Genomic DNA, 14,912 nt, shown 5'->3' with positions numbered 1-14,912 from the left:
GTGGGGGCGGGTCAGGGGACCCGGGTCGCGAGCAGTTCGCGCAGCGCCTTCTTGTCCGGCTTGCCGACCGCGGTGTACGGGAACTCCGCCACCGTCTCCAGCAGCTCCGGGATCTTGAAGGCGGCGAGCCCCCGCGCGGTCAGCGCGGCGGAAACGCCGGCCAGGGTGAGACGCCGGCCGGGGTGGAGGCGGACGAAGGCGCAGACCCGTTCACCCACCTCCGGGTCGGGTACGGCGATCGCGGCCACCTCGGCGACCTCCGGCAGCTCCTGCATGAGCGTCTCGATCTCCCCGGCCGAGATCTTCTCGCCCGCCCGGTTGATCAGGTCCTTGACCCGGCCGCACACCACCACGTTCCCCTCGGGGGTGATCCGCACCAGGTCGCCGGTGCGGTACCACCCCTCGGGGGTGAACGACAGCAGGTTCTGCTCGGGCACGCCGTAGTAGCCCCGCGGGGTGTAGGGGCCGCGGGTGAGCAGCTCGCCGATCTCGCCGGGCGGCACGGAGGCCCCGTCCGGGCCGACCACCAGCAGCTCGTCGTACGGGCTGATCGGGACGCCCTGAGTGCCGTGGGCCACGTGGTCGGGCGCGTCGAGCGGGGTGTAGCAGACCAGCCCCTCGGCCATGCCGTACACCTGCTGCAGGCGGCAGCCGAGCGCGGGCCCGATCCCGGCGGCGAGCTCGGGGGTGAGCACCGACCCGCCGACGTGCACGTGTTTCAGGCTCGACAGGTCCCGGTCGCCGGCGGCGGCCTCCCGGGCCCAGCGCAGCGCCACCGCGGGGACCGCCGAGACGGCGGTGACCCGCTCGGTCTCGATCGCCGCGAACACCGGCTCCGGCCGGGGGGAGGGGAGCAGCACCGCCCGGCCGCCCGAGTACAGCGCGCCCAGGATGCCGGGGTTGGCGAGCGGGAAGTTGTGCCCGGCGGGCAGGACCGCGAGGTAGACGGTGTCCGGCCCGAAGCCGCAGGCCCGCGCGGCGCACCTGATGTTGTACCCGTAGTCGTCGTGCGTCCTGCCGATCACCTTGGGCACGCCGGTGGTGCCGCCGGACAGCAGGAACAGGGCCACGTCCGACCCGGCGGGCGCCCGCGCGTCCAGCCGGGCCCGCCGTCCGGCCACGTCCCCGGATTCGGCCTCGGCCGCGATGAGGCCGCGCACGTCGACGCTCTCCGGCCATACGGAGTCACCCACCACCAGCACCTCCGCGGGGTCCGGCAGCCCGGCCGCCACCCGGTGGGCCAGCTCCTGGTGGTCGAAGCCGCGCCACACGTCGGGCACGACGAGCGCCTTGGCCTGTACGTGCGCGCCGATCGAGCCGAGCTCGTGCTCGCGGTGCGGCGGGAGCATCATCACCGGCACGGTGCCGAGCCGGAAACAGGCCAGGGTGACGACGAGGAACTCCCAGCGGTTCGGGAGCTGGAGCAGCACGGTGTCGCCCCGGCCGAGTCCCCGCCCGGCCAGGCGCTCGGCCAGCAGGTCGGCCTTGACCGCCAGGTCGCGGTAGGTCAGCCGGCGGTCGCCGTCGACGAGCGCGACCCGGTCCGGCCATCGGCCGGCCCACTCCCACAGCCAGGCGCCCAGGGGCAGGCCGCGCCAGCAGCCGGCTTCCCGGTACCGCTCGGCCACGTCGGCAGGCCAGGACACCACGCCGTCGAGTGTCATCACGCACTCCCTTCGCTGATCCGCTCGGTCAGCAGAGCGGCGACCGAGTCGATGGTGGGCCGGTCCCACAGGAGCGTCACCGGCAGCGGCAGCCGGAACCTGCGCTCCAGCGCCCGCCTGATTCGCTGGGTCATCACCGAGTCCAGGCCCATCTCGACCAGCGGCTGACGGGGGTCCACCTCGTCGGCCGAGAGTTTGGTCACGGCGGCCACCTGGCGGCAGACCTCCTCGGTGAGGAACTTGTGCAGCTCGGGGCCTTCCAGACCGATCCAGGGGGATACGGCCGAAGTCGGCGTGGCCTCCTGGTCGGGCGTCTCCACGCTCAACTCGCCGAGAAGCGCGGGCCGGCGTCCGCCCGGCTCCAGCGGGATCGACCGGAGGACGGCCGCGTACGGCATGCCGTACCGCTCGGCCAGCTCCCAGGAGTCGAACGCCTCGGTGGCGGTGATGTCGGCCACGCCGCGGGCGGCCAGCTCGGCGTCGATCGCCTCCGACGAGGTCGACATGCCGAGCCCGCGCCAGGAGGTCCAGCCCAGGCTGATCGCGGCGGTGTCGCCGAGGGCGCGGCGGTGCGCGGCGAGGGTGTCCAGGAAGCTGTTGCCCGCGCCGTAGCTGGCCTGCCCGGGCAGCCCCAGCAGGTGGCCGCTGGAGGAGAAGAGCACGAGGAAGTCGACGCTGCCCGGCGGGAACAGGCCGTGCAGCACGAGCGCGCCGTTGACCTTGGGCCGGAGCACCGTGCGGAGGGAGTCCTCGTCCAGGGTGCCGAGCATCCGGTTGTCCAGGACGCCGGCCGCGTGCACGACCCCGCGGTACGGCGGCAGCCCGAGCACGGACAGGGAGAGCAGTTTGGCCGCGGCCACCGGGTCGGCGATGTCGACCGCGACGGTGACCACGGTGACGCCGAGCCGCTCCAGCGACCGGACCGCCTCGACCTGGGCCAGCTCCCGCGGGTCGGTGAGCTCGTCCCAGAGGTCCCGGGACGGGAGCGCCCGCCGGCCCGCCAGCACGATCCGCCGGGCTCCGCGGCTCGCCAGCCACTGCGCGATCTCCAGGCCGAGCGCGCCCAGGCCGCCGGTGATCAGGTAGGTGCCGTCGGGGCGGCAGGTGCTCGGGGGCGACGCAGGGCGGCCGTCCACGGGGAGGAGGCGGGGGACGAGCGCCGCGCCGTCCCGCATCGCGATCAGGTCTTCGCCGTGGACGGTCCGCAGGACGTCGAGGGCCCCGGCCAGGTCGGGGGCCGAGCGGTCGACGTCGATGAGCCCGCCCCAGAACTCCGGGTGCTCGCCGCCGACGACCCGGGCCAGGCCCCACAGCCCGCCGTGGCCGAGCGCGGCCTCGTCCACGCATTCGCGCACCCCCTGGGACAGGCACCAGAGCCGGGCCGGGTTGGACAGCCGGGCGCCGGCCAGCCGCCGCGCGGTCCGTGCCAGCAGCCAGGTGGCCCGGACCGCGGTCTCCTCCACCTCGCCGGGCACCCCGGCCGGGGGGACCACCAGGACGGCGTGGTCGCCGGTGAGGTCGCGTTCGCGCAGTTCCTCCGGGGTGCCGACCGTCCGGTACGGCGTGCCGGCGGCGGTGAGCCGGTCGGTGAGCGCCCGGGCGAGCGGCGTCCTGTCGCCGACGAGGACGACGGTCGGCGCGGCGGCCGGCTCCCTGCGGTCGGCCGGCCGCCAGACCACCTTGTGCACCAGGCGGCGCGGGTCGCTGACCACGCCGACGCCGCCGTCCAGGAGGCCGTACCGCAGCCGGGTCAGCCGGCCCGTCACGGTGCCGTCCAGGTCGGCGATCTCCACGTCCACCGCGTCGTCGCCGTTCATCCGCACGGTGACCACGGCTTTGGCCGGGGCGGCCTTGGCGAGGGTGACCCGGTGGATGTGGGCGGGCATGCGCAGCACCGGCGGTCCGGGGAAGGCCACCGACGCCGTCGAGAGGGCGGCGTCCAGGACGGGCGCCCAGGTGGCGGGGGGCCGGCCGGAGTCCGGGTCGGCGGTGACGACGGCCGTCAGGGTTTGCTCGCCGCGCCGGATCGACTCCACCCGCCAGGGGAAGCCCATGGCGGCCACGCCGAGCTCGGCCAGGCGTTCGACCGGGTAGGAGGCGGGCAGCTCCTCGCCGGCGGGGGCTCTGGCCGCCTTGGCGCGGCCGAGCGGCGTCTGCGCCTCGACCACGGCCGTGGTGTGGGTGAGCCATCCGACGTCGGCGGCGTCCTCGGCCAGCCGTGAGGAGAGCCGGATCGTGCCGCCCTGCAGGACCACCTGCAGGTCGCGCGGGCTGGTGACGCTGACCGGCATGCGCAGCGCCACGTCGGTCAGGTCGGGCCAGGCCCCGGTGCCGGCGGCGGCGGTGAGGAAGGTGTTGAGCAGCACCGCGGCCGGAATGATCTCCACGTCGCGCACGGGGTGGTCGCCGGGGTAGGGGCGGGAGTCGCGGTCCAGCCGGGTCAGCCAGGCGTGCGCCGGGGTGGTGCCGTTGACCGTGGCCCGGCCGCCCAGCAGGGTGTGGCTCTCCGGGTCGTGCTGCTCGGTGAGGGCGGAGCCGCGCGCCGGCTCCTCGGCCCAGTACGGCCGGTGCTGCCACACCGTGGTCGGCAAATCGGCGAGCCCGCCGTCCGGCCAGTGCGCCGACCAGTCCACCTCGGCGCCGTGGCAGTACAGCGCGCCGAGGTTGGCCAGGAGCGTCTCGCGCTCGGGCCGGTTGCGGCGGAGCGAGTGGGTGACGTAGACGTCCTCGAAACCGAGGTCGTCCAGGGTCTCGCTGATCGAGTGCTCGACGACCGGGTGGGGGGAGACCTCCACGAAGAGGCGGTGGCCGTCCTCGGCCGCGGCGGTCACGGCCTGGGCGAAGCGGACCTGGCCGCCGAGGTTGGCCGCCCAGTAGGCGCCGTCGCGGGGGGCGGCGGAGCGCGGGTCGGCCAGCGCGGTGGTGTAGAGGGGGACGGCGGGCGGCAGGGGCGTCAGGTCCGCGACGGACGCGGCGAGCGGGGCGAGCAGCGGGTCCAGCCGGGGGCTGTGGAAGGCGACGTCGGAGTCGACGGGGCGGACGACGACCCCGTCGGCCCGCCAGCGTTCGCCGATCTCGGCGACGGAGGCGACGTCCCCGGAGATCACGGCCGAGCCGGTGGACGCGGCGACCGCGACCGCCACGTCGTCGCGGTCGCCGAGCCGGGCGCCGGCCTCGTGCGGGGGCAGGCTCACCATGGCCATCGCGCCCTGGCCCGCGACCCGGCGCAGCAGCAGCGAACGGCGGCACACCAGGCGGGCGCCCTGCTCCAGGGTGAGCACCCCGGCGACGACCGCGGCGGCGATCTCGCCGACGGAGTGGCCGATCAGCGCGGCGGGCCGCACGCCGTACGCGCGCCAGAGGCGGGCCAGCGCCACCTGGACCGCGAAGATCATCGGCTGGACGACGTCGACCGGCTGCGGGGTGCTGTCGAGGATCTTCGCGGTGGGGGAGACGCCCATCTCCTCGACGAAGATCGGCTCGATCTCCTCGATCACCGCGGCGAACACCGGCTCGGTCGCGAGCAGCTCGCGGGCCATGCCGATCCACTGGGAGCCGTGCCCGGAGAACACGAAGACCAGGCCGCGCGGCGCGCCGGGCAGCACGGCCCCGGTCGTCGACGCCGAGCCGGCCGCGGCCACCTCCCGCAGCCCGGCGACCAGCCGCTCGCGGCCGGCGGCGGCCACCACGGCCCGGTGCGGCAGATGGGTACGGCGATGGGCCAGGGTGTGGCCGACGTCGGCCAAGGCCCGGCCGTCGCCGCCGGCGAGGCGGTCGGCGAGGCGGTCGGCGTACCCGGTCAGCGCGGCCAGGCTCGCCGCCGAGATCGGGAAGAGGGACGGCTTCCCCGCGGCGGCGGGGACCCGCTCCGGGACCCGCTCGGCCTGCTCCAGGATGACGTGCGCGATCGTGCCGCCGTAGCCGTACCCGGACACGCCCGCGCGCCGGGGCCGGCCCGCGTGCGGCCACGGGGTGGGCTCCGTGACCACCCGCAGGCGCGCGGCCTCCCAGTCCACGGCCGGGTTCGGCGTCGTGCAGTTCAGGCTCGGCGGGATCTCCCCGTACCGCAGCGCGAGCACGGTCTTGATGACCCCGGCCACGCCCGCTCCGGCCTCCAGATGGCCGATGTTCGGCTTGACCGAGCCGATCAGGCAGGGCCGCTCCCGGCCCGGGCCGAACACCTCGGCCATCGCGCCGGCCTCCAGCGGGTCGCCCGCCCGCGTCCCCGTGCCGTGCGCCTCGACGTAGTCCACGGTGGCCGGGTCGATCCCGGCGGCCTGGTAGGCACGGCGCATCAGGTGCGCCTGCGCCTCACCGTTGGGCGCCATGATGCCGTTGGTCCGGCCGTCCTGATGGACGGCGCTGCCGCGGATCACCGCGAGCACCCGGTCCCCGTCGCGCTCGGCGTCCGACAGCCGCTTGAGGACGAGCATGCCGCCGCCCTCGCCGCGGCCGTAGCCGTCCGCGGCCGCGTCGAACGACTTGCACCGGCCGTCGGGCGCCGTCGCCCCGGCCGCGTCGAGCACCATCGACAGGCCCGGCCCGGCGATCACCAGCACCCCGCCCGCCAGCGCGACCGGGCACTCGCCCGCCCGCAGCGCCTGCACCGCCAGGTGGATCGCGACCAGCGAGGACGAGCAGGCCGTGTCCACCGCCACGCTGGGGCCGCGCAGGTTGAGCGTGTAGGAGGCCCGGTTGGCCACCGCGCAGTAGGCGCCGCCGATCCCGGTCCACGCCTCCACCCGGGGCAGGTCCTCCAGCAGCCGGCGGCCGTAGTCGTCCGCGCCGACCCCCACGAACACCCCGGTGTCGGTGCCGCTCAGCGTGTGCGGCGGGATCCCCGCGTGTTCCAGCGACTCCCAGGTCAGCTCAAGCATGATCCGCTGCTGCGGGTCCATGAGCGACGCCTCGCGCGGGGTGATGTCGAAAAACGCGGCGTCGAAACCCTTTATATCGTCGAGGAATGCGCCGCGCTTGGTCACGTCACGAAGGGCCGCTGCGTTTTCGCGACTTTGCATCGCATACCAATCCCAGCGTCCTTCGGGAAGCTCTCCGATGGTGTCGGCGCCCTCGCGCAGAAGGGTCCAGAACTTCTCCGGCGAATCGATGCCTCCGGCGAATCTGCAGGCCATTCCGATGATGGCGATGGGTTCGCGTGAGTTCATTAACGGCAGCCCTCCGTTGCTCGTCGCAGGCCAGTCTCTGGTCGCGAGAGAGCTCGACTACGAGTGGACCGGGTTTATTTCTCATCGTGATCTCGCCCTATTGCCGGACGCACCTTCGTAATTGCGGGACGTTTCTGGGATCGGTGTTTGTCGGATCGTGCGCTTTTTTGTCCGCCCCCAGCCGGTTATGGTGACGGCGGAGCGAAGGTGTGCCATCGTGATATCGCCTTGTCGGCGGAGTCGTCTCCGTAAATGCGCGGTGCTTTCCGTTTGTTGGAGCGTGCGCGATTTCTTCGGTCGGCTACCCGTTTCGGGGCCCGCTGAGGACGATGGGGCGAGGAGGTGTGAATACGAACATGGGCGCTGCACGGCACATAGCGATAATCGGAGCCGGTCCGGCGGGACTGTTCCTGGCCCGCATGATCGGATTGACCCGGCCGGACACCCTCGTCGAGGTGCACGAGCGCGGCGAACCCGGCGACGTCTTCGGCTTCGGCGTGAGCCTGTCCGACCGCACCATGCACGGACTGGCCCGGAACGACCCCAAGACGCACCGGCGGATCGTCGAGGCGAGCGTGACGACCTCGGGCCTGGAGCTGCGGCCGCCCGGCGCCGCGCTCCGCTACGACGGCTTCGGGCTGCTGGCCGTTTCCCGGCACGCGCTCCTGTCGATCCTGCGGGAGCAGGCCGAACAGGTCGGCGCCGTCATCCGCTACGGGAGCCGGGCCCGCGCCGAGGACCTCGACGCCGACGTGATCGCCGTCGCCGAGGGCGCGCGCTCGGCGCACCGCCGGGCCCGGCGGGCGGACTTCGGCACGCGCGTGTACACCGGCGCGGCGCGGTACGTCTGGCTCGGCACGTCGCACGGATTCGGCGACTCGATCGTGCTCGCCTTCGTCCGGACGGCGTACGGCCCGATGGCGGCGCACTGCTACCCCTACGCCGCCGGGATGAGCACCGTGGTGATCGAACTCGACGACGCGGTCTGGCGGAACGCCGGCTTCGCCGGGGACGGGGAGATCGACGACGCCTCGCTCACCCTGCTCACCGAGATCTTCGCCGACCACCTGGACGGGCACAAGCTCGTCGGCAACAAGAGCCGCTGGGGCCGGTTCGACGTGGTGACCAACGAACGCTGGTGGCACGGGAACACGGTGCTGCTCGGGGACGCCGCGCACACCGCGCACTTCACCGTCGGCTCCGGCACGAAGATGGCCCTGGAGGACGCGATCGGCCTGGCGTCCGCGCTGCGCGGCCACGACGACCCGGCCGCCGCCTTCACCGCCTACGAGCGGGACCGGCGCGAGCCGGTCTCCCGCACCCAGGGGCTGGCCGAGCCGAGCATGCGCTGGTGGGAGACGTACGGCAGGCGCCTGCACCTGCCGCCGGCCCGGTTCGGCCTGCACTTCATGACCCGCACCGGCGCGGTCGGCCACCGGGGGTTGCGCCGCCGCTGCCCGGAGCGGCTGGCCGAGGCGGAGGCCGTCTACCGCCGCGAGTGCGGCCTCGGCGACCCGCCGGACGGGGCGCAGACCGACGCCGCCGACGCCCCGCTGCCGCTGGCCGGGGTACGGCTGCCGCATCGCCGGGCCGTCGTCTACCCCGACGCGCCGCCCGGGGACGGCCTGGTGCTGGTGCGCGACGGAGCGGCCCCGCCCCCCGGCCGTACCGGCCCGCTGGGGTCACTCGGGCCGGCGGCCGACGCGGACGCGTCCCGGCCGCGGTTCGCGGAGATCGAGGTCCCCGCGGCCCCCGAGTGGACCGAGGAGGGCGACGCCCTGGTGCGGCACGCCGCCGAGCTGCGGGAGCGGGGGGTGGACGGGGTGCTCCTCCGCGGCTCGCCGGCCGGCGACGGCTGGGACGCCGTCCTCCGGCACGCCGACCGGGTCGGGACCGAGACGGGGCTGCCCGTCGCGGTCGGCGTCCCCCACGACTGGGCGGCTCGGCCGCATGACGAGGAGAGCGCGGCCGAGCCGTGGCCGGCCCGCGTCCACCTGGCCCTGCTGTCCGGGCGGATCGACCTGGTCGTCGCCGAGCCCTGAACCGGCGACGGCGGGCCTCCCGGAAATCCGGGAGGCCCGCCGTTTCGACGCCTGGACCTCAGCCGCCCGCCATCGGGGTGATGATGGTGAGCGTGCTCCCCGCCGGCACCACGGTCGTGGCCCGGCGCTGCCGCGGCACCAGGTCGTCGTCGACACAGAAGTTCACATAGGTCAGCGGTTGCGCGTCCGGCCCGAACAGGCGCCGGTGGAAGGCGGGGTTGTCGGCGGCGAACCGCTGGATCACCGTGGGAAGCGGTCCCTCCGAGCCCTCGAACTCGGTCCGGCCGTCCGGCGCCCACACCGAAGGAACGATGATCTTTACCATGGTGCCTCCCTCATCGCGTCACTCGTCTCGCGCGCAGCGGAACCCGTGGGCGAAGGACGACCATCCGGTGGGATCGCCGTGCATCCGCTCGCTGCACCGGGTCTGGTAGCGGAAATTCATCCACGAGCCGCCGCGGATCACCCGGTAGTGCCCCACCGCCATCCGGACGGAGGGGTCGCAGACGGTGGTCTCGGCGTACAGATGGGACGGGGTGGACGTCCACTCGTACACGTTCCCCGCCATGTCGCCGCAGCCGAAGTAGCCGTCGCCGTGCCCGGAGAAGGCGCCCACGGGGGTGGTCTGCGGCACCGGCCCGTGTTTCGCGCACATCGACGCCCACCACGCGCGCCACTGCTCCAGCGAGCTCAGCGGGCCTGCGCGCAGCTCGGCGGTGTTGGCGTTCCCCGGATCCCACTCGTCGCCCCACGGCCAGATGCGGAAGTCCGGGCCGCGCGCCGCGAACTCCCACTCGGCCTCGGTCGGCAGCCGCCCGCCCGCCCACTCGGCGTACGCGACGGCGTCCCGCCAGGAGACGTGGACCACCGGGTGGTCCAGCCTGCCGTCGTTGCCGGTGCCCGGGCCGCCGGGGGCCCGCCAGCAGGCGCCCTCCCGCTCCCGCCAGCCGTTCTCGTCGTAGATCATGCTGAAGCCGTGCCGCTCCGCGTCCGTCCGGTACCCGGTCGTCGCGGCGAACGCGGCGAACTCGGCCACCGTCACCGGATAGCGGGAGATCCGGTACGGCCGGAGCGTCCGCTCGACCTGCGGGGTCTCGTCGCCGAACCAGATCCGCGGCAGCGTCTGGCCGGGCTGGTCGAGCCAGTCGAGCATCCAGTGCGGTGACCCCTGGAGGAACGTCCCCCCGGGAATCATCACCATCTGCCCCATCCCGGCCTCCCATCGCACGCGGTGGCCTCCACGTCACCACACCCCCGGCGGCCCCGCATCTTCGTGGTTGCGACGGCCGGTCCCGCGCGAAGGCGCAATCACGAAGATGCGCGCCGGGCCGATCCGCCGCGACGATACGCGGGCAGGGACACCGCGGTCGGCGCCATCGGCGGGCATGACCCGCGGACGTCACCGGCACCCCACGACAGGAACCCCAGGGAGAGACCGGACCGCATGTCCAAGCGCAGAAGGATCTACAACGTTCTCGGCGTCATGGCCGTCGTCACGGGCACCGTGCTCGCGACGTCGGGCGCCCTCGGCTCCTCGGCCGCGGCGCGCGGCGGCCACGGAAACCACGGCGGCGACGGCCCGCGGCTCACGGCGACCAAGGTCACGCCGGAGCAGATCGCCGCGACGTACCGCAAACTCCCGGAACGGCTCCGCCACGTCGGGGAGGCCTACGAGATCGCCCGGCAGGTCGCCTCCAGCGGCAAGGCCGCCGAACTGCTGCGGATCTACGCGGCGACCGCGAAGTACCTGGACCTCGACGTCGCGCGGGCCGACGGGTTCGCCCAGCTGCCCGGCCCGCAGTACTGCGTGGTCAACGTCTCGGGCCCCGGCGCGATGGGATACCACTTCCTGAACGTCGCCAACCTGCAGCAGACCATGCAGACCGGCGTCTACGACACCACGAAGCCGCACGTGCTCGTCTACGTGCCGAACGGCTCCGGCGGGCTCCGGCTCGGCGCGGTGGAGTGGGCCAAACTCGACGAGGACCAGAACCTCGCCACCGACGGCGACCGGCCCGCCATCATCGGCAGCCCGTTCGACGGCCCGATGCTCGGCCACGAGCCGCTCCCGGACGGCAGCTGGCTCCCGATCCACTTCGACCGGCACATGTGGCTGTACACCTACAACCCGACCGGGATCTTCAACCCGTACAACACCGGCGTGGTGTGCCCGCCCGGCGACATCCCGCCACCGCACCCTCAAGCGGCCGGCTGACGGCTCACGCGGACTGACCGTCGGTTCCGGCCATCCGACCGCCCGGCGTTCGCGCCGGGCGGTTTCCCGTACGCGCACGCCTCGTGGAGGTCTGGATGCCCACCCCGACGACCGGTGTTCTCCCCGTGCCCGGCGCCCGCCTCTACCATGAGGTGCGCGGCTCGGGCCCCCTGCTCCTGCTGATCGCCACCGGCAACGGCGACGCCACGCCGTACGGGCCGATGGCCGACGCCCTCGCCGACCGGTACACCGTCGTCACCTACGACCGGCGCGGCTTCTCCCGCAGCCCGATCGAGGGGCCGATCGACGACGCCGGGCGGCTCGCCGAGGACGTGGCGGACGCCGTCGCCCTGATCGACCGGTTCTCCGGCGATCCCGCCTACGTCTACGGCGCCTGCTCCGGCGCGACCGTCGCGCTGGCCCTGCTGGAGCGGGCCCCCGGGCGGATCAGGCGGCTCGTGGCGCACGAGCCGCCGCTCGCCTCGGTGCTCCCCGACGCCGAGAAGTGGTCCCGGTTCCACAAGGACCTGTACGACGTCTACCGGGCCTCCGGGGTGGCCGCAGCCAAGGAGCTCTTCAAGGGCACCCTGGAGCTCGGCGAGTCCCGTCCGCCGGAGGACGCGGTGCTGCCCCCGGACAAGCTGGAGGAGCTGAGGGAGCGGCTCCGGCGCAACGAGCTGTTCTGGTTCGAGCACGAGCTGCTGCCCTTCCCCGACGAGGTGATCGACCTGGCCGCGCTCGGGGCGGTGTCGGACCGGCTGGTGCCGGCGCACGGGCTGGACTCGGCCGACGGCTTCCCGCACACCCCCATCGTGGTCGTGGCCGAGCGGCTCGGCCTCCCGCTCACCGGCTTCCCCGGCGCCCACCTCGGGCACGTCACCCATCCGCGGGAGTTCGCCGCGCGGCTGGCTTCGCTTTTTCGTTGAGCACGGCCCCATTAAGCACAGCGGGAGATGTGACCGGGCGCCCTCCGTCGTTCACTGATGGATGAGCGAGCAGTTGCAGAAGGAGCGTCCATGAGTATCTCCGAGCTTGATCGGATTCCGGACTTCGCCTCCGAGCGGAACGGGAACGGGTCGGCCGGGCAGGGATCGGGCCAGACGATGGACGCGCTGCGCGAGCGGCGCGACCGGCTGCGCGCCCGGATCCTGCGCGGTCGTCCCGAGGCGGCCGAGCGCCAGCACAAGCTGGGCAAGCGCACCGCACGCGAGCGGCTGGAGCTGCTCCTGGACGAGGGCACGTTCGTCGAGGTCGACATGTACCGCCGGCACCGGGCGCACGGCCTGGGGATGGAGGCGGAGCGCCCGTACACCGACGGCGTCGTCACCGGCTCGGGCACGATCCACGGGCGCCGGGTGTTCGTCTACGCGCAGGACTTCACCGTCTTCGGCGGGTCGCTCGGCGAAGCGCACGCCTTGAAGATCCACAAGGTGATGGACCTCGCGCTGGCCACCGGCTCCCCCTTCATCGGGCTCAACGACAGCGGCGGGGCCAGGATCCAGGAGGGGGTGATGTCCCTCAACGGATACGGCGAGATCTTCCGGCGCAACGTCCAGGCCTCCGGGGTCATCCCGCAGATCAGCGTGGTCCTCGGGCCGTGCGCCGGCGGCGCGGCCTACTCCACGGCGCTGGCCGACTTCACCTTCATGGTCAGGGACACCGCACAGCTCTACCTCACCGGGCCCGACGTCGTCGAGGCGGTCACCGGACAGCGGGTCAGCCACGCGGCGCTCGGCGGCGCGGACGTGCACGGCGGGCTCTCCGGGGTGGCCACGTTCGTCCACGACGACGAGGAGACGTGCCTGGAGGAGGTGCGCTACCTGGTCTCGATGCTCGCCGGGAACAACATGGAGCTCCCGCCCCGGCTGCCGTCCCGGGGCGCCGCCGGCGACACCAGGCCGCGGCTGGCCGAGATCGTCCCCGTCGACCCCGGCAAGCCGTACGACATGCGCCTGGTCGTCGCCGAACTCGTCGACGACGGCGACTTCCTGGAGGTGCACGAGCTCTGGGCGCCGAACGTGATCTGCGCGCTCGCCCGGATCGACGGCGAGGTCGTCGGGATCGTCGGCAACCAGCCCATGGTGCTGGCCGGGGTCCTGGACGTCCCGGCCTCCCAGAAGGCCGCGCGCTTCGTCAGGTTCTGCGATGCGTTCAGCATCCCGCTGGTCACCCTGGTGGACGTGCCCGGGTTCCTGCCCGGCACCGACCAGGAGCACTCGGGGATCATCCGGCACGGCGCCAAGCTGCTCTACGCCTACTGCGACGCGACCGTCCCCCGCGTCCAGGTCATCCTCCGCAAGGCGTACGGCGGCGCCTACATCGTGATGGACTCCCGATCGATCGGCGCCGACCTGTCCCTGGCCTGGCCCACCAACGAGATCGCCGTGATGGGCGCCCACGGCGCCGTCAACGTCATCCACCGCAGGGAGCTGGCCGCGGCCGAGGACGCGGCGGCGCTGCGGGCCGAGCTGGTCCGCGCGTACACCGAGCAGCTCGTTCATCCGCAGTACGCGGCCGAGCGGGGGCTGGTGGACGACGTGATCGACCCGGCGGACACCCGCGCCGCCGTCGCCCGGGGCCTGGCCATGCTCCGGGACAAGCGCAAGCCCCAGCCGCACCGCAAGCACGGGAACGTCCCGCTCTGACGGCTCAGATCCAGTTCTCCTCCTTGGCCCGCAGCGCCGCCTGGAACCGGTTGACCGCCCCCAGACGGCCCATCAGGTCGGCGACGTACCGCCGGTAGGTGCGCACCGAGACGTCCAGCTCACGCGCCGCGATCTCGTCCTTGTCCGCGGTCGCCATCACGCTGAGCACCCGCTTCTCCAGCTCGGAAAGCTCCGCCGCGCTCCGCCGTACCCGGCGGTGCTCGCGGAGGTCGACCGCCACCTGCCACCGTCCCTCGAAGTACGTCATCAGCTGGGAGACCAGCCCCGGCTCCCGGACGAACAGCGCACCCTTGGCGCTCTCCTTGGGGTCGGTCGCCACCACGGCGACGCCATCGAAGATCACCAGGCGGTCCATCGGATCCTCGGTGATCCGGACCTGCGCGCCGAGCGCCGTCAGCTCGTGCAGCCAGGCCTCGGCCGCCGGGTCGGCGAGCACCCGGGGGTGGTAGGCGCACCGGACGGCCAGCCCGCGCCGCAGGCTCCGCAGGTACACCCGGCGCGCCCCCTCGATGTAGGCCGGCGTCGGGGGGCCGCCCGGGTACAGGGCGAGCACATGCTTGTAGGAGAAGAACCCCAGGTCGTCCATCCGGCGCCGGACCTGGTCCACCCCGTCCACCCGCTCGATGTCGAGCGCCGCGGCCGAGTCCCGGCCCGCCCGGCTCTCGTCCTCCAGCAGGGCGATGGCGTCGCGGGCCGCCAGGACCCGCCGGATCTCGGTGTTCAGCTCGTCGATGCGCCGCTCGATGAGCCGCTCGATCCCCACCCGCGGCTCGGTGGCGATCACCCGGTGCCGGTCGGTGATGTCCAGCAGGGAGAGCTCGGCGAGCGCCTTGACGAGGTCCTCGGCCCGGTCGGGAGGGATGCCGAGGGCCTGGCGCGCCTCGCCGACCCCGTCGCCGCGGCGCCGGAGGAAGTACCGGTAGATCTCCGAGGCCTCCGCCGAAACCCCGAGGACGGACATATCCATAGGTCACCTCCACGGCCGTGTAGGCGGGATCGGCTCCCTTCAATCGACCGGCTATCCGAGCCGCGTATCGCTTGACACCAAATAGAGCACACGGACTGTCGCGGACTCAATAAAAAGAGCCCGACATGGCGGTTTGCAAGAAGCCGTTCCCGGGTGGCCTCGACAGGTACGACCGGGGGTCGCGGCGACCTCA

The 14,912-nt window shown here is 73.6% G+C and carries 9 protein-coding genes; 4 read left to right on the top strand and 5 right to left on the bottom strand.

What is annotated here, in order from left to right; genetic code table 11:
- Positions 1-11: 11 nt before the first annotated feature.
- Both RUR_RS01685 and RUR_RS01680 read right to left on the bottom strand, forming a co-directional pair.
- On the bottom strand, positions 12-1,664 hold the full coding sequence (locus tag RUR_RS01685; protein ID WP_283133040.1) for a (2,3-dihydroxybenzoyl)adenylate synthase: 1,653 nt from the start codon (positions 1,662-1,664) through the stop codon (positions 12-14).
- The gene (locus RUR_RS01680; RefSeq protein WP_283133039.1) at positions 1,664-6,829 is read right to left on the bottom strand and encodes a type I polyketide synthase; all 5,166 of its coding nucleotides are present in this window, start codon (positions 6,827-6,829) and stop codon (positions 1,664-1,666) included. The genes RUR_RS01685 and RUR_RS01680 overlap by 1 nt, the downstream gene beginning before the upstream one ends.
- A 356-nt stretch (positions 6,830-7,185) precedes the next feature.
- Between RUR_RS01680 and RUR_RS01675 the strand changes: the two genes are divergently transcribed.
- A complete protein-coding gene (locus RUR_RS01675; RefSeq protein WP_283133038.1) occupies positions 7,186-8,871 on the top strand; it encodes an FAD-dependent monooxygenase in 1,686 nt (561 codons plus the stop codon).
- Positions 8,872-8,929: 58 nt separating this feature from the next.
- Here RUR_RS01675 and RUR_RS01670 read toward each other — a convergent pair whose 3' ends face one another.
- Positions 8,930-9,196, bottom strand: coding sequence for a MoaD/ThiS family protein (locus tag RUR_RS01670; RefSeq protein WP_283133037.1), 267 nt, complete (start codon positions 9,194-9,196; stop codon positions 8,930-8,932).
- Between the two features lie 18 nt (positions 9,197-9,214).
- Positions 9,215-10,099, bottom strand: a complete 885-nt coding sequence (locus tag RUR_RS01665) for a formylglycine-generating enzyme family protein (protein WP_283133036.1) — start codon at positions 10,097-10,099, stop codon at positions 9,215-9,217.
- 216 nt (positions 10,100-10,315) lie between these two features.
- Between RUR_RS01665 and RUR_RS01660 the strand changes: the two genes are divergently transcribed.
- The 3 genes from RUR_RS01660 (at position 10,316) to RUR_RS01650 (ending at position 13,731) form a co-directional block, all read left to right on the top strand.
- On the top strand, positions 10,316-11,086 hold the full coding sequence (locus RUR_RS01660; RefSeq protein WP_283133035.1) for a hypothetical protein: 771 nt from the start codon (positions 10,316-10,318) through the stop codon (positions 11,084-11,086).
- 95 nt (positions 11,087-11,181) lie between these two features.
- Complete coding sequence (locus RUR_RS01655) at positions 11,182-12,012, top strand: alpha/beta fold hydrolase (protein ID WP_283133034.1); 831 nt, start codon at positions 11,182-11,184, stop codon at positions 12,010-12,012.
- A 177-nt stretch (positions 12,013-12,189) separates the two neighbouring features.
- A complete protein-coding gene (locus RUR_RS01650; protein ID WP_283133984.1) occupies positions 12,190-13,731 on the top strand; it encodes an acyl-CoA carboxylase subunit beta in 1,542 nt (513 codons plus the stop codon).
- A 4-nt stretch (positions 13,732-13,735) separates the two neighbouring features.
- Here RUR_RS01650 and RUR_RS01645 read toward each other — a convergent pair whose 3' ends face one another.
- Entirely contained in the window at positions 13,736-14,719 is a 984-nt protein-coding gene (locus RUR_RS01645; protein WP_283133033.1) for a helix-turn-helix domain-containing protein, read from the bottom strand.
- Positions 14,720-14,912 lie beyond the last annotated feature (193 nt).

This window comes from Rhizohabitans arisaemae, assembly GCF_025996515.1.
Classification (GTDB): Bacteria; Actinomycetota; Actinomycetes; order Streptosporangiales; family Streptosporangiaceae; genus Rhizohabitans; species Rhizohabitans arisaemae.
This window is presented reverse-complemented; position numbering and strand designations above follow the sequence as displayed.